This is a genomic window from Cutibacterium namnetense, from assembly GCF_001642025.1.
GTDB lineage: Bacteria > Actinomycetota > Actinomycetes > Propionibacteriales > Propionibacteriaceae > Cutibacterium > Cutibacterium namnetense.
This window is the reverse complement of record NZ_LWHO01000001.1, coordinates 550,134-565,907: the sequence shown is the minus strand read 5'-3', so window position 1 is coordinate 565,907 and position 15,774 is coordinate 550,134. Positions and strand designations below refer to the sequence as shown.

Below are 15,774 nucleotides of genomic sequence, written 5' to 3'. Positions count from 1 at the left end.
GGTCTAATTGTTGCGCCAGTCATGTCGAATCGTCACGAGAAGGCCGGTAATGAGAATGGCCAGGACGATCGTGCTGATGACGGATCCCTCCGCTCCAAAGGTTCCCCCAGTTAGCCAGGAACGGGAACCAGTCACCCTGGCGGTCGTCATGACACTGTGGTGAAATTCCAGACCCGAGACGTCGAATCCCAACACCATCCCCTGCAACCAATTCCAGACTGTGTGGAAACCCATCGCGGCAAGCAGGTTGCCTCGCCAAACCACCAGCAGCCCCAGCATGAGGCCGAATCCTGCAACGTTGACCAAGGCCACCCATGTAGTGCCTGGGTTAGCTCCATGAAGCGCGGCAAAGACGACGGCTTGAATGGCCAGCCCGGCGGGAATCCCCCACTTCGCTGCCACCGACTGCATGAGGTAGCCGCGCAGCACAGCTTCCTCGGCGCATCCCTGTACCAAAAACAGCAGGATCGCGGCGATGATGAACACCATAGCCATGGCGCTCGGTCTGGTCCATGACATCGTCACCTGGCCGCTGGCCGTCATGGTCACAACGTCAATAGCGAGAATTGCGACCGCGATTGCCACCCCAATCCAGACGTCACTGCCCGGTCCGTGTAAGCCAAGACAGCTCATGGGTCGCTGGTCGACGAATCGCATCCAGGCCCACAACATGAGCCAGACCCCGGCGAAAGATGTCAACAGCACGATCGTCGAAGTCTGAGCGTCTGGATGACCGCCGACCAACGCTGTGAGCACCAAGGCAACACCAACCTGCCCCACTCCGAGGATGGTGATTGCTGCTAACAGTGACAGCAGTGGATGGAATAATCCGGCTCCGGCGAGGAATCGGTCGACGGGACGCCGTGAAGAGGGTATTCGGGGCACCATCTGAGAGTAGTCGATGCCGCTGGGCCGACGACCTCACTACATACGACGGCGGGGCACCCCGCAGGGTGCCCCGCCGTCGTCAACGAGTGGGAGCGATCACATCATGCCGCCCATACCGCCCATACCGTCCATGTCACCGCCGCCGGCAGGAGCCTTGACAGGCTCGGGCTTGTCAGCGATGACAGCTTCAGTGGTGAGGAACAGAGCCGCAATGGAGGCGGCGTTCCGCAAAGCGGAACGGGTCACCTTGGCCGGATCGATGATTCCGGTCTTGGCCATGTCGACGTACTCACCGGTTGCAGCGTTAAGGCCCTGTCCTGCGGGCAGACCGGCGACCTTCTCAGCCACGACGCCACCCTCAAGACCGGCGTTGATAGCGATCTGCTTCAGCGGAGCGGCGCAAGCAGCCAGGACGATCTGAGCTCCGGTGAGCTCGTCACCCTCCAGGCCCTCGATCTCGGCAGCCTTGGACGCCTGCAGCAGGGCAACACCACCACCGGGGATGATGCCTTCCTCGACAGCGGCCTTGGCGTTGCGCACCGCATCCTCGATGCGGTGCTTACGCTCCTTGAGCTCAACCTCGGTAGCAGCACCCACCTTGATGACGGCGACGCCACCGGCGAGCTTGGCGAGGCGCTCCTGCAACTTCTCGCGATCGTAATCGGAGTCGGAGTTCTCAATCTCCTTACGAATCTGGGAAACACGCCCGGCGATCTGCTCGGAGTCCCCAGCACCATCAACGATGGTGGCCTCATCCTTAGTAACGACAACCTGACGAGCGTGGCCCAGCAAGTCCAACGTCACAGCGTCGAGGGACAGACCGACCTCCTCGGAGATCACCTGGCCGCCCGTGAGGATGGCAATGTCGTTGAGCATGGCCTTACGGCGGTCGCCGAAGCCCGGGGCCTTAACAGCGACGGACTTGAAGGTCCCGCGGATCTTGTTGACGATGAGGCCGGCCAGGGCCTCACCCTCGACGTCCTCGGCAATGACAAACAGCGGCTTGCCCGACTGCATGACCTTTTCGAGGATCGGCAGGAGATCCTTCAACGAGGAGATCTTGGAGTTGACGATCAGGATGTAGGGGTCCTCGAGGACGGCCTCCATACGCTCGGTGTCGGTGACGAAGTAGGGCGAGATGTAGCCCTTGTCGAAGCGCATGCCCTCGGTGAGCTCAAGCTCCAGGCCGAAGGTGTTGGACTCCTCGACGGTGATGACACCTTCCTTACCGACCTTATCCATGGCCTCGGCAATGATTTCACCGACGGTGGGATCTGCGGCCGAGATGGAGGCGGTGGAGGCGATCTGGTCCTTAGTCTCAATGTCGATGGCCATGTCGGACAGGCGAGCACTAATCGCCTCGACAGCAGTCTCGATGCCCTTCTTCAGGCCCATCGGGTTGGCGCCGGCGGTGACATTGCGCAGGCCCTCTCGGACCATGGCCTGGGCGAGAACGGTTGCGGTGGTGGTGCCGTCGCCAGCGACGTCGTCAGTCTTCTTGGCGACCTCCTTGACGAGCTCAGCGCCGATCTTCTCATAGGGATCGTCGAGCTCGATCTCCTTGGCGATGGAGACACCGTCGTTGGTGATAGTGGGAGCACCCCACGATTTTTCGAGAACGACGTTGCGGCCCTTGGGGCCGAGGGTGACCTTGACCGCGTCGGCGAGGGTGTTCATACCCGCCTCGAGTCCGCGGCGGGCCTCGATGTTGAATTCGATGAGCTTTGCCATGTTTGGGGGATTCCTCCGCTCCGGTGGGCTTGGCAGCCCGTGGACGTCAGATGATGTGGCGGGAGCGACCCCGCATTGTGATTCCCCGTGATGCCCGCGACGGACGATCTGGTGATCTCATCACCGGGAGGACCACTCGTTCCGGCGCTCGCAACACCGATCCGGGCGGTAGCACTCTCGCTTCCGGAGTGCCAATGACATGTTTAGCACTCCCACCCAGCGAGTGCAAAGAGTTTGTGGGCGACAAATAACCAGTTGTGCTGCCACCGATAACGGCGGAGACCCCACCGCGTCACTACCCGTCCACTACCGGGTGGCCCCTAGACTGGCACTGTGTCAGATTCCATCACTCCCGAGTCCGCCGAGTTGTGCGCCTTGGACCGCGCGATTTTAGACCTTGAGGAATCCTGGCAAACCGGGAATCTGGGAGTTGACAAGGAGACCGTCATTCGCGACAGTCTCGGTCTGTCGTCCCCCCGGTACTACCTGCGACTCAACGAGCTCATCGACGATAACAGGGCCGCCCGGTACGCGCCCTCCGTCGTGGGGCGACTCCAGCGGGTTCGCAGCCAGCAACGCCGCTCCCGTAGCGCACAACTGCTCGGATGACACCTACGGCGTCGTCAACGATGCGACGCCATCAACGAGAGGCACATTATGAAACGCCTGACCGGAACGGTCCGGACGTACTCCTGGGGCTCCTATGATGCGATCCCAGATATCCTCGGAAAAGACGCCGATGGACAGCCGTGGGCTGAGTACTGGCTTGGGGCCCACGAGGCCTCATCATCGACTCTCGATGGCATACCGCTCACCGATTACATCCACGCTCACCCAGACGAGCTCGGCGACCGCAGCCGAGTCGTCTTCGGTACCCGCTTGCCCTTCCTCCTCAAAATCCTTTCAGCCCGCCACCCGTTAAGTCTGCAAGCGCATCCTGACGCCGCGATGGCGCGGGCTGGATTCGTCCGAGAGGACCAGAACGGCATTGACGTTAACGACCCCCACCGCACCTTCGTCGACGATTGGCCCAAGCCCGAAATTCTCGTCGCCCTCAGCGATTTCGAGGGATTGTGCGGGTTCCGAGATCCGCACGAGACCCGCCAACTCTTCGATGGGCTTGAGGTCCTCACCCCGACTGATCCGGTGTTGGGATCGCTGACCGAACGCTCCGGTTCGGCCGCCCTTGCCGAGACCTTCCTCGACTGTCTTGCCGGTGACGATATGCGCCGTCAGATCGTCACCGAGGTGGTGTCAGGAGCGGTCAACCATGTAGGAGAAGACACACCGCTGGGAGAATTCGCCCGCACCGCCGTAGAACTCGACGAGTACTTTCCTGGGGATCCCTCAATCCTGGCAGCACTCATGCTCAATCGAGTTCACCTGAAACCGGGTCAGGCGCTGTCTGTGCCCCCAGGAATCATGCACTCATACTTGTCGGGCACGGGCGTCGAGATCATGGCCGACTCCAACAATGTCGTGCGTGGCGGGCTCACCGATAAGCACATTGACGTCGACTCCCTCATTCAAATCGTCTCGTTCCAGACCCAAGAGCCACGAATCATGGCGGCGCAAGAGGTAGACCCCGGAGTGCGAGTGTTCCCTGGCACTGACGACCAGTTCCGACTCTGGCACCTCGACCTCGACACCACCCATCCCGCCATGGCACCAGCCAGCGGACTAGCACGAATACTTCTCATTACAGATGGCTATGCGGTCTGCTCAAGCTCTCACGGAACTGACGAGATCGTGCGCGGTCAGGCCATCTGGGTTCCAGCGGGTGAACAGCTACAAGTTGACGGAGACTGCGAGGGATTTATTGCCGCCGCCGGGCTCTAACCGCAGCTGGCTGGTTGCCCGTGTGGGATTCGTGCCAATGCGAGAGGATGGATTCATGGCACACAAAATGAACGTCGAAAGTTTCAATCTGGATCACACCAAGGTGGCAGCACCATTTGTGCGCGTAGCCGACGTCAAGCACCTCCCCGCTGGCGATACCCTCACCAAGTACGACGTGAGGTTCTGCCAACCCAACAAGGAACATCTAGAGATGCCTGCGGTGCACTCCCTGGAGCACTCCTTCGCTGAGTGCGTGCGAAATCATTCCGAGTCCGTCATCGACTTCGGGCCGATGGGATGCCAGACCGGGTTCTACCTCATCATGATCGGAACACCGGATATCCCAGGCACATGCGAACTCGTCGAGACCACCCTGCGCGACATCCTGAACCTCGACGCCACCCCCGCCGCCAACGACGTCCAGTGCGGATGGGGAGCCAACCACTCCATCAAAGCCGCCCAAGAAGCCGCCCACACAATGCTGAACCACCGCGACGAATGGGAACAGGTAATGGCCTAAGAACCGTGGCCTTGTACCCTCGCGAGGGCGTACGCTGAGGCTCCCACAGCCATGGAAAGGCCGCACGGTGATTGACCTGACAGACATCCTGCCCCTAACGGCCATTCGTCTAGACGAGCACGTCGACGATTGGCGAGAAGCTCTCCAGGCCGTCGGGCGTCTGCTGGTGTCCACCGGCACCGCTACACCCAGATACACCCAGGCCATGATCGATAATGTCGAGAAAAATGGCCCCTACATCGTCGTCGCCCCTGGATTTGCGTTGGCCCATGCCAGACCGGACTCCTCGGTGCTGCGAACAGGCATGTCATGGATACGCCTTGACGAACCGGTGGCATTTGGTCATGAGACGAACGATCCTGTGACTCTGGTAGCAGGACTCGCAGCTACGGACGCCTCTGCCCACCAAAATGTTCTGGCCGCGTTGGCGAGCGCACTAGCCGATCCAAACAGACGCAACGCCCTCGACACTGCGACGACGCCACAGCAGGTCGTGTCGATCCTCTCTAACGAGACCGGCCGCCATCCAGTTGAGACCTCGACGTCCCAAAATCTCTTGCTCACAGTCTGCGGCAACGGGCTAGGCACCAGTCTGTTTCTCAAAAACACCACCGAGCAGGTCCTTGATGCTTGGGCGTGGACCCCCTACCTGTCAGTTGAGGCGACCGACACCATCTCGGCGAGAGGGCGCTGCAGCGAAGCAGACGCCATTCTGACATCGGAAGCCATTGCCCAAACCCTCGGTGAACTACCCATCCCTGTCGAGGTCGTCGATGACTTCACATCGATGTCGCAAGTCGATGCTGCGTTGCGCCACATCTACGACGTTTGACCGCTGACTATCAGCTGCCACGCCTACCTCGTCCCCGGAGACTAACCCCATGAACATCGCCCTGGCCATCGTCCAATTCCTCGTAAACGAGATCCTCAGCGTGCCCGCCTTCCTCATCGGCATCATCACGGCCGTCGGGCTGGCGGCGATGCGCAAATCTGTCGGCCAGGTCGCCGGCGCTGCTATCAAAGCCACCCTCGGTTTCCTCCTTATCGGAGCTGGGGCAGGGCTGGTCGTCAACTCTCTCGGGCCGCTGGGAAAGATGATCGAGGGAGCGCTGGGGACCCAGGGCGTCGTACCCACCAATGAAGCAATCGCCGGCATCGCCCAGCAACAATTCGGATCCCAAGTCGCATGGATCATGCTCGCGGGGTTCCTTATCTCACTGCTGCTGGCCCGCATCACCCCACTCCACTACGTGTTCCTCACCGGGCACCACATGCTGTTCATGGCAACCCTCATCACCATTGTTATGGCATCGGCATCGATGCCGACCTTCATCGTCGTCGGGCTCGGCTCACTACTGCTGGGGGTGCTCATGGTGAGCCTTCCCGCCTTAGCTCACCCCTTCACGCGAAAAGTCACCGGAGGGGAGGACGTCGCCATCGGACACTTTGGCACTTCCGCATACGTTGCGGCTGCTGCCACCGGACGCTTGGTCGATCCACACGGCAAGAGCCGATCAACCGAGAACATTAAAGTTCCCGAAGGCCTGCGGTTCCTTCGAGATTCCATGGTGGCCACGGCACTGTCGATGGTTCTTATGTACGTCGTCGTCGCCATCATTTTCCTGGCTCGCCGTGGCAAGCAGGCCGCGTTCCAGACGTTCCCGAAGCCAGCGACCGGCACTGGGAACTACATCATGGCGTCAGTCACTCAAGGTCTCGAGTTCGGCATCGCGGTGGCCGTCATCCTCTTTGGCGTCCGCACCATCCTCGGTGAGCTCATCCCTGCCTTCCAGGGGATCGCCAGCAAGGTGGTCCCCGGCGCTATCCCAGCACTCGACTGCCCCATCGTCTTTCCCTACGCCCAGAATGCCGTCCTCATCGGATTTATCTCGTCGTTCATCGGAGGGCTGGTCGGGCTAACGATCCTTGCAACCGTGCTCGGGCCAGCATTGGGACTCGCCTTGATTCTTCCCGGGCTCGTACCCCACTTCTTCACCGGTGGAGCCGCCGGGGTCTACGGCAATGCAACCGGCGGACGACGCGGCGCGGTCGCGGGAGCCTTCGTCAACGGTCTACTCGTGACCTTTCTGCCGGCTTTCCTCCTCAAAGTCCTTGGGCCGTTCGGTTCGGCCAATACGACCTTCGGCGATGCCGATTTCGGATGGTTCGGAATACTCATCGGGTACGGGGCCCGAACCGGCACTGCCTCCGGATCCATCATTCTCGCCCTCATCGGTGCCACCATCCTCGGTACCGCCATCTTGGTGCAGCGCCGTGCCGTCGCCACCGGTTGGGACCCAGCTCCAGCACGAGGATCGGCATCGGCCGGTGTGTCGGCCATCGCCACCGCCGAGGAGAGGAACGATGACCCAGGCGAGACCGCGCGTATGGCAACGACATTTACGGTGAACCACCGCATCACCCCTCCTGAGGGGGCACCGAAGCCGCCATCTCGAGATGAGTTAGGGCTGTAACAACCTCCGCAGCCGGGGACAACCTCACAACTTAGCCACGCGACAAGGCCATTCTCCACGGCTCGACGGCTCATCCATGCGGACTCTCATGGATGAGCCACTCGCGTGCTAGCCTCCCATTCACCGGTCAACGTTGCCCTGAGCACCCTTGTCGAAGGGCGATGCCGTGATCAAAACAGCCACCTTGGGGGCACCATGAGTCGCCAATCGCAGCATCCGCCGTAGATTCACCGCGTATTCACGATTTACTGACATCGAACGATAACTCACCAAGAGCCAATCGTTCACACAACCACCACCAAAATGGTGGCACATATTGTATCTGTTAGGCGACAAAGGAGACGCCAACAATGCTCATCTCAAAACGACCCATAAAACTCGCTGTAGCCGCCGTGTCGCTCGCCGCCATCGCCGCCATGTCGGCCCCACCCGCGGTAGCGGCATCAACACCCCACGACACCGCCATCTCACCGCAAGATCGGGCGATCCTCACCGAGCAACAAATGCCGGGAAGTCCCTTGGGTCTGCCCTCCGAGGCCGCTGGCCCCGTGCAGACTAACTACTGGAGCGCCGTCAGATACTCCGCTTCACACCAGGCCCCGCTGCCCGCTGGCGCTAACAATTTCCGTTGCCAGCCCAAGGCGGGTCAGCACCCAGTGGTTCTTATCCCAGGAACAGTGACAAATGCCTATTCCTCATGGTCAAAGATGTCGGAAGAATTAACCCGGCGCGGATACTGCACTTACACGTTTAACCTCAACGGAGTGCCACACACCAGTGCCGTTTCTCTAACTGGAGACATGCGAGTATCAGCCAAGGGACTACAAGCCTTCGTCAACATGGTGCTGGAACGTACCCACACCACCAAAGTTGACCTGGTTGGATGGTCCCAAGGCGCCGGTCCACTTCCGAATCAATACCTCAAGTTCGGAGACGGGGCGAAGAAGGTGGACCACTTCGTCGGCCTCGTGCCATCCAACCACGGCACGACCGCCTACGGTCTCAACCTCTTCCTGAATTCGACGACAAGCCGTCTCGGTGTCCACTTCGACAACGATATGGAGAAGCTCAATGGGTTGTCGGCTCCCCAGCAACTGCAAGGATCAGCCTTCAACAAGGCCCTCTACGACACTCCCGTCACCCAGCCGGGAGTCAAGTACACCGTCATCACCAGCACCCATGACCATGTCGTCGTGCCATACACGAATGCCTACCTTCACGAGCCTGGCGTCAAGAACGTGCTCCTGCAGGACGTCTGTCCCACCGACCAGACCGGCCACGGAAACATCACCTACGACCCGAACATCCCCCAGCTGGTCGACAACGAACTCGACCCGGCCCACGCACACACCGTCCACTGCACGCCGATGCCATTCATCGGATGACCAAGACGACCCAACCTAGAACGTCATTACTCGCCAAGGACACAATCTCGCATGAAAACGCACAAACTACTCACGTTTGCGGTGGCTGCGCTCATGGCCACCTCCGGAATCAACGCCATGGTTCCTGCTCAGTCCGCTCGCGCGTCTGGACCATCGCAGGGGGCGCGAACCCAACAGACCGGTCCAATGACGTGTGTGCCCTTCCTCGGGCGCCCCGGTAGCTCAGGACAACTCCCCCTCGGAGTTATCCCACCGAACTGGGGAACCGACGGTTGGCAACGAATGGATCCCACCGGCCGCTCCGATCTGCCCGACAAGGTCGTGATGCGTGACAACACCGAGGGTTTCAACCAGCGCATGGATTTCGCGCTACGAAACGGCAAGGTATACGGCCGTTTCCAATCTGAGAATCAGTGGCGTCATATCGACACGCCATCCTGTCTCGACGGGCAAATCTCAGCCATCTCCGTCAATGACGCCATGCTGGTCGCCGTCGATTCCAGCGGCTGGGTGTACACCCTTAACAATCTGCTCTCCTCCCCTAAAGACTGGGGCTGGTTTCGGGCGTGGGGCAGCCCATTCTGGTTCGGTCGCGGCCTCAAACTCGACAACCATGACCAGAACCAATGGGCTCTATCCCTCATCGACAACCGGACCGATCGCACCTACCGCGGCGCCGACGGCCACGATCACCCAATCTCGTTGGCAATGTGCACCGAAATCATGATGCTCTCCAAAGACGGAGCTCACATTTACCAGCACGATCCCTGGTTGCAGAACGACTATTCCTTCGAAGCCTCGACCCCGTACAACTCACGATTCCGTGTGCATTCAATGTCCGCGTCAGGGTCAGTGGCGCTCATCACTAACGATCATGGCGACATGTTCACGAGGCTGTGGGACTACGACATCGCTGGAACCGATCCCGCCCAGTTCCGTTACACCTGGCAGGACCAGAGTGGTCTTCCCAGTCCTTCCACGTGGCTGCAGGGCAAGACCAATTCCCGTTACGCTGCCATCAAGCTTCCGCCGGCGGGCTGGAAGCATCAGCCAAAGATCCCTGGCGCGATCACGGACAGGCTCACCGTGGTGTCGACAGCTCCCGGATCACAGAACCGAGAATTGCGCGTCGAGGGACGTCGTGACGGCCATACTGGCTACTGGTCCAAGATGATCGACGCGAAAGCGTGGACGTTCGTCCCCACCGACCAGAGCCTCAAGGGCAAATCCCTCGACAACCCGCAGCGCGATACGTCGAAGGTGGGTCTCGGATCCGCCAGCGGAGTCAACTACTCGGGAAATCTGCAGGGCAAAGCGGACATCAGCATCAAAGACTTCGCGTACCAATCGACGACCCGAACGGTCGACCTCACCGTAGGTGGGAAAAAATATCCGGTGAAGCTCCATTCGATCGATGGCCGCCTCAAGACGACCTGGTCAATGCTGAGTCATCGCGAACGTGGGCTCACCACTACCCCGCGGTATTACGACGCAGCCATCGAAGTTCCTGACTCTTACTTCAAGGACCCGAATTTTTCACCCTTCATGAAGGGGTATCTCCGAGGGGAGAAAGTCCATGAGCTTTACCTGGCAGTGACGAGAGATTCATTCCAGGTAATAAACGACAGTCACCCCGAAATCGCGCTACGTACCGGACGAAACGTTTCCATCCTTAACCGGGTGAAGTAACGCAAGCCCCCCGTGATGGCGTCCTGACGCCTCGACGTTAGGCTGCCATCACGGGGCTAGCTAAAGGGGATGGAGCCTCTGACAGGAATCGAACCCGCGACCATCGCTTTACAAGAGCGGCGCTCTACCAACTGAGCTACAGAGGCATGTCACATCACAGCGACGTAGAACATTGTGGCACATGTTGCCGACTCAGCGTCAGTCACCTCAATGCCGAGGAGAGGTACTGACGCGCCCCGACCATGGACGGGCCGTACCACGCCAACTTCTGACCGTCGACCAAACGGACGTCGAGATCGGGGAAAGCCCCGGCATCGTCAGGACCGAACTGGTAAGGCTCGTCAGGCAAGATAACTCGGTCCGGTCGGGCCGCGACAAGGTCATCCAGCGCTGCGTGAGGGTATCTGGCCCCTCCCGGTAGATCGATGGGTTGTACTCCGACATGCCTCAGCACGTCAGCGATGTAGGTGTCCGGTCCGACACAGATCCAAGGATCCCGCCAGACGGCCGTCACAGCGGAAAGCACCTCGCCGCACCACGGTTCACGCCATTGCCGATCGGCCTCCTCCAACCACTGGGGGCACCTGACGCCAAAACCTTCCTCGAACAACCTCGTCAGACTGGATACAGCCTCGTCGACGGTGTCGATTCGCGTCACCCACACCGGTACTCCGGCCTGGCGGAGCAAGATGACGTCGTGCTTACGGTTCTCCTCCTGATTAGCTACCACCAGGTCAGGATGCAGGCCCACGATGGCTCTGCGATCAGGATTCTTCGTACCCCTCACTCGTGCCACCGGCTGACCGACGACCACCTCCAGATCAGCGGGACGAATGCAGTAATCGGTGCACCCCACCAAGGTTTGTGGACAGGTTTTTGCAATGGCCTCAGTAATCGATGGCACCAGGCTCACCACCCGCTGGACGGGTCTAGTCACCGGAACCTCGGCACCGAGATCGTCGATCACGACATCACCGCCACGGTCAGCGCCGTCAGAACCCAGAACATCAACTGCGTCACCTCATTGACGCTTCCGAAAGTGTCACCCGTCATCCCGGACAGGCGTCTCACCAGGTGATGAATCCATCCTCGAGCGATGAGCAAGGTCACCGCGGCACAGCCAACGGCCACCAAGCACCACCTCCAGCCACCAGCCGCCAACCCGGCCAGGGCACACACGCACCCCAACGCTGTGAGGTTGATCGCCGCTGACCTCGGCGTCGTTACTCCCGCGACCAAAGACCCGAACCCACCCGGGCGGGCACATGGCACTCCGGTCATCGTCGCGAAAAGGATGGCCGCACGACCCAGCACAGGGCCAAGTCCCACCAAAATCGCCACTCGCCACCATGACCCCGGACCAGCTGTTCCAGCTAGGCTCACCACCGCGGCCGCGTCAACGAGCAGCACGAGGATGATGCTTATGACGCCCATCGGCCCGATATCGGACTTCTTCATGATCTCGAGGGCTTTCTCCGGTACCGCGCGGGATCCCAAACCATCCGCGGTGTCAGCAACCCCATCCAGATGGAAGCCACCCGTCGCCCCGGCCAGCCAGCACAGCGCTAGCACCCCAGCCAGCCAAGACCCGGCCCCCAATCCCAGTACCAGGGCGACGATTCCTCCCGCCACCACGCCCAGGAATAGACCCAGCCACGGAAAAGCGGTAATAGCACGACGCGCTAGCGGACGGTCAATGTCGTTCAGGTATGGCCCAGGCAAGATCGTGAAGAGAGACAGGGCCTCGGCAATCCCACGCAGCGGCCCGAGCTTCCCGAGATCCGCATGCTGTTTGTCGGTCATGCCCACCTCTTCGGGATTCCGGCCACGCACATCCAGACCTCGTCGCAGGCATCCCCGACAGCTGCATTGAGACGCCCCAGCTCGTCACGGAAGAGCCGCCCGGCTGGGGTGTCGGGCACAACGCCCATCCCGACCTCGTTGGAGACAAAGATGACGTCCCGACGGGTACGACGGATAGCGCCGGTTAACTCGTCGACGCGGCTTCGTAAGTCGTTGTGCCAGGTCTCATCTTCGGCAGCGGCAGTCCAGGCCCCAACCTCGTCAAGAATCCGCGTGATCCACACCCCAAGGCAATCAACCAGCACCGGGGAATCATCGTCGGCCAGCAACACTGAAGCGATATCGATGGTCTCGATGGTTCGCCACGTCGCCGGGCGCCGAGCTTGATGCAAGCGGATCCTTTCCTCCCACTCGGTGTCGCCGGGGTTGCGCTGGGAAGTCGCAACATAGGTGACGCGGGAATCGCGGGGCAGCCTCGACTCGGCGAAGGTCGATTTCCCCGAGCGCGCACCGCCAATGACAAGCATCCGACAGGCAGGAGCGCCGGCCTGGGCGGTGTCGGGAATCTCGGTTTCGCCGCTCACCTTGATGTCGGTGACCTCAGCGTCCTCGAAGGTGGCCATCTCGTTAAGGATGTGGGCGCTGGCCTGCACGATCGGCAAACTCAAGATGGCCCCGGACCCCTCCCCCAGCCTCATACCGAGGTCCAACAGAGCGGGCAAGCCCAAGGCAGAGGTCGATGCCGTGATTCCTGGTTCGGCACCGGCGTGGCTCGTGATGATGAAATCTCGCGCCTCGGGACAGATCGCGGTGGCCGTCAGGGCGGCCGAACACGCGATGACACCGTCAATAAGCACAGGGACCCGCGACGAAGCCGCGGCCAGAATGAAACCGGCCATGGCGGCGTGCTCGAAACCTCCGACCTTCGCCAACGCCTCAACCGGGTGCTCGGCTTTAGGCTGGTTAACTTGCAGGGCACGAACGACGACACCGATCTTGTGCTGATGACGACGATCGTCCGACCCGGCCCCCTTTCCAGTCACTTCGGCGGGCGCCAATCCGGTGAAAACGCTAATAAGGGCCGCCGCCGGCGTCGTGTTGGCGATTCCCATCTCTCCGGTGACAAGGATGTCAGCCCCCTGCTCGACGGCCTCCACCCCAGTCTCAATACCAACTTCGAGAGCCTGGACAGCCTCGTCGAGACTCATCGCCGGGCCTTGAGAGATGTCGTCAGTGCCGCGACGCACACACCGCTGCCGGATTGGGGCGTCCACCTCGCATCGGGCGCCGACGTCGGTGATCCACAGCTGGGCACCCATCTGGCGCGACAGCACGCTGATCGCCGCCCCACCAGCCGCCATATTGACCATCTGCTGGGTGGTGATCTCCTGAGGATCCGGCGAAACACCTTGCGCCCATACCCCGTGATCACCAGCGAATAGCCCAACAACTGGATGGCTCGGCACCGTCACTGGCACCTGCCCGCACATTCCGGCCAACCGAATCGACAGGTCCTCCAGCAGCCCCAACGATCCCTCAGGTTTGGTAAGTAGCTGCTGGCGAGCTCGAGCTGCCTCCAGAGCTTTGGCATCAGCGCCTCGGATACCTCGCACCGTGCGCGCGAGCAGGCTGTCAACGGATAAGGATTCGGGCAGGCGGGCCATCATGCTCCATCGTCGGGGACGCCGCCGCATCCCCCAAGTCTGTGTCCTCGCAGGCCCGGGTGCCACGCACGTGCGCCGCAGTGGTCCCACCCCGGTCGGGGCGGGTGAGCGCGGTTCTGGTCTGACTTCACCCAAAGGCGTCACAGTGGCGGGACCGTCCCGGATTCTCACCGGTGTTCCACCGCGATCGAACCTCATTGTTCCACAGGCTGGTTTGATGGACTCATGGACGTCCTCATTCTTGGCGGCACGACGAAGGCTCGGCAGTTAGCCACCCAACTACTCGATGAAGGGGTGGACCTGTGCACCTCGTTAGCGGGACGCACGAAATCCCCGCGACCAGTTCCTGGCCCGACCCGCCTCGGTGGTTTCGGCGGCATCGATGGTCTCAAGGAATTCCTAGCTGACAACGAGGTCAAGGTCATGGTGGATGCCTCCCACCCTTTCGCCGCAACTATGCACGGTCACGCCGCCCATGCATGCCGCGACCTCAACCTTCCGCTGGCGCGGCTGGCACCACCAAGCTGGCGTACCCAACCTGAGGCAGCCACCTGGTACTGGGTTGACGACCACGACGGCGCAGCTCAAGCTTTAGCTGATATGCCCGACGTCATCCTGCTGACGGTGGGACGCCAGCCCGTCAAGCACTATCTAAAGCTTGGCCCGCGTCGGGTGATCGTGCGCTGCATCGACGCCCCTGAGGAGAAGCTTCCTGAAAACTGGACGGTCCTGCAAGAGCGCGGGCCATTCACTCTCGACCGCGAGCGAGAGATCTTCTCGCAGGGGGTGGCCACCCTCGTCTCCAAAGACTCGGGGGGCACCAGCCTTGACCCTAAGCTTCGGCTGGCAGCCGAAACTAATGTCCAGGTCATCATGGTGTCACGTGGTCCGGCCCCCGGCTGGGGGGATGAGCTCAGCACGGTCGACGAGGCGGTGCAGTGGACGGGAAATCACATCGCCACCGTGATTGAGCAGTAATCCCTCACCGGGCAATATCTCAGTGATCAGACGGTTCGTGGACCTGGGTCTTGTCAAGGTCAAGCCCGGCGACGTCGCCGACGACGGTGATGGCCGGCGGCTTGATCTCGGCATCGGCCATATCGTCGGCTGCTTTCTCGAGGGTCGTCGTCAGGAAGCGCTGGGTAGGCAGTGAAGCATCGGCAATGATGGCGACCGGCGTGTCTCCGGCTAACCCGCCGTCCATCAGACGGGCAGCGATGCCGTCAATGTGGGCCACACCCATGAGAATCACCAGGGTGGTGCCCGTCTTGGCGATTTGGGCCCAGTCCAACTCGGACCGCGTATCACCAGGGGCTACGTGACCGGAAACGACGGTGAATCCCTGCACCATGTGACGATGGGTCAGCGGAATCCCCACAAGCTCGGGACCGGCTACGCACGACGTGACACCAGGGATGATGCGCACCGGAACGCCAGCAGCAACGCATGCCTGCCATTCCTCGCCGCCGCGGCCGAACACAAAGGAGTCGCCGCCTTTGAGGCGCACCACCTTGCGCCCAGCCTTGGCATGCTCGATGAGCAGTTCGTTGATGCGTTCCTGAGGAACGTATGGTCCGCGCGGCACTTTGCCGACCGGGATCCTCTCGGCCTGGGGGTTCTCGTCCATGACGACAGCCGGGGCGAGCCGGTCATAGAGGATGACGTCGGCCTGACGCACCGCTTCAAGTCCGGCGACGGTCAGCAATCCGGGATCACCAGGGCCACCTCCCACGAGGGTGACGGTGCCGGGAACGAGGTCTGCAGAGTAAGTCATTGGTATT

At 61.1% G+C, this 15,774-nt stretch carries 14 protein-coding genes and 1 tRNA gene; 8 read left to right on the top strand and 7 right to left on the bottom strand.

Translation table 11 applies throughout. The features are described from left to right. Positions 1–3: 3 nt before the first annotated feature. Together A5483_RS02475 and groL are read right to left on the bottom strand one after the other, a co-directional pair. Positions 4–795 (bottom strand): CPBP family intramembrane glutamic endopeptidase, encoded by a 792-nt coding sequence (locus A5483_RS02475; RefSeq protein ID WP_063810970.1) that lies wholly within the window; start codon positions 793–795, stop codon positions 4–6. A gap of 189 nt (positions 796–984) precedes the next feature. Continuing rightward, complete coding sequence (gene groL, locus A5483_RS02470; protein WP_002549477.1) at positions 985–2,619, bottom strand: chaperonin GroEL; 1,635 nt, start codon at positions 2,617–2,619, stop codon at positions 985–987. Positions 2,620–2,952: 333 nt separating this feature from the next. Between groL and A5483_RS02465 the strand changes: the two genes are divergently transcribed. The 7 genes from A5483_RS02465 (at position 2,953) to A5483_RS02435 (ending at position 10,526) form a co-directional block, all read left to right on the top strand. After that, positions 2,953–3,228: a DUF3263 domain-containing protein gene (locus tag A5483_RS02465; protein WP_042842946.1), complete on the top strand. Its 276-nt coding sequence runs from the start codon at positions 2,953–2,955 to the stop codon at positions 3,226–3,228. A 48-nt stretch (positions 3,229–3,276) separates the two neighbouring features. Next, positions 3,277–4,458, top strand: a complete 1,182-nt coding sequence (gene manA / locus A5483_RS02460; RefSeq protein ID WP_063810888.1) for a mannose-6-phosphate isomerase, class I — start codon at positions 3,277–3,279, stop codon at positions 4,456–4,458. Between the two features lie 37 nt (positions 4,459–4,495). Beyond that, positions 4,496–4,978: an S-ribosylhomocysteine lyase gene (locus A5483_RS02455; protein ID WP_193790425.1), complete on the top strand. Its 483-nt coding sequence runs from the start codon at positions 4,496–4,498 to the stop codon at positions 4,976–4,978. Positions 4,979–5,045: 67 nt separating this feature from the next. Further along, positions 5,046–5,810: a PTS sugar transporter subunit IIA gene (locus tag A5483_RS02450; protein WP_002549513.1), complete on the top strand. Its 765-nt coding sequence runs from the start codon at positions 5,046–5,048 to the stop codon at positions 5,808–5,810. 49 nt (positions 5,811–5,859) lie between these two features. Continuing rightward, on the top strand, positions 5,860–7,452 hold the full coding sequence (locus A5483_RS02445) for a PTS ascorbate transporter subunit IIC (RefSeq protein WP_002549562.1): 1,593 nt from the start codon (positions 5,860–5,862) through the stop codon (positions 7,450–7,452). A 350-nt stretch (positions 7,453–7,802) separates the two neighbouring features. Further along, the gene (locus tag A5483_RS02440; RefSeq protein WP_063810886.1) at positions 7,803–8,837 is read left to right on the top strand and encodes a lipase family alpha/beta hydrolase; all 1,035 of its coding nucleotides are present in this window, start codon (positions 7,803–7,805) and stop codon (positions 8,835–8,837) included. A gap of 282 nt (positions 8,838–9,119) precedes the next feature. Beyond that, positions 9,120–10,526 carry a hypothetical protein gene (locus A5483_RS02435; protein WP_042843009.1) on the top strand — a complete coding sequence of 469 codons (1,407 nt, stop codon included), beginning with the start codon at positions 9,120–9,122 and terminating at the stop codon, positions 10,524–10,526. A 70-nt stretch (positions 10,527–10,596) separates the two neighbouring features. On the opposite strand, the gene A5483_RS02430 is transcribed toward A5483_RS02435, so the two are convergent. The 4 genes from A5483_RS02430 to cobT form a co-directional block, all read right to left on the bottom strand. Further along, positions 10,597–10,672: transfer RNA gene (locus A5483_RS02430), tRNA-Thr, on the bottom strand. Positions 10,673–10,728: 56 nt separating this feature from the next. Further along, entirely contained in the window at positions 10,729–11,493 is a 765-nt protein-coding gene (locus tag A5483_RS02425) for a helical backbone metal receptor (protein WP_063810885.1), read from the bottom strand. Then, a complete protein-coding gene (locus A5483_RS02420; RefSeq protein WP_002549558.1) occupies positions 11,490–12,329 on the bottom strand; it encodes an adenosylcobinamide-GDP ribazoletransferase in 840 nt (279 codons plus the stop codon). Before A5483_RS02420 ends, A5483_RS02425 begins: the two co-directional genes overlap by 4 nt. Continuing rightward, positions 12,326–13,996, bottom strand: coding sequence for a nicotinate-nucleotide--dimethylbenzimidazole phosphoribosyltransferase (gene cobT, locus A5483_RS02415; RefSeq protein ID WP_063810884.1), 1,671 nt, complete (start codon positions 13,994–13,996; stop codon positions 12,326–12,328). Before cobT ends, A5483_RS02420 begins: the two co-directional genes overlap by 4 nt. A gap of 222 nt (positions 13,997–14,218) precedes the next feature. On the opposite strand from cobT, the gene A5483_RS02410 reads away from it, so the two are divergent. Beyond that, a complete protein-coding gene (locus tag A5483_RS02410) occupies positions 14,219–14,971 on the top strand; it encodes a cobalt-precorrin-6A reductase (RefSeq protein WP_002549681.1) in 753 nt (250 codons plus the stop codon). Positions 14,972–14,990: 19 nt separating this feature from the next. On the opposite strand, the gene cobA is transcribed toward A5483_RS02410, so the two are convergent. Beyond that, complete coding sequence (cobA, locus tag A5483_RS02405; RefSeq protein ID WP_063810883.1) at positions 14,991–15,767, bottom strand: uroporphyrinogen-III C-methyltransferase; 777 nt, start codon at positions 15,765–15,767, stop codon at positions 14,991–14,993. Positions 15,768–15,774 lie beyond the last annotated feature (7 nt).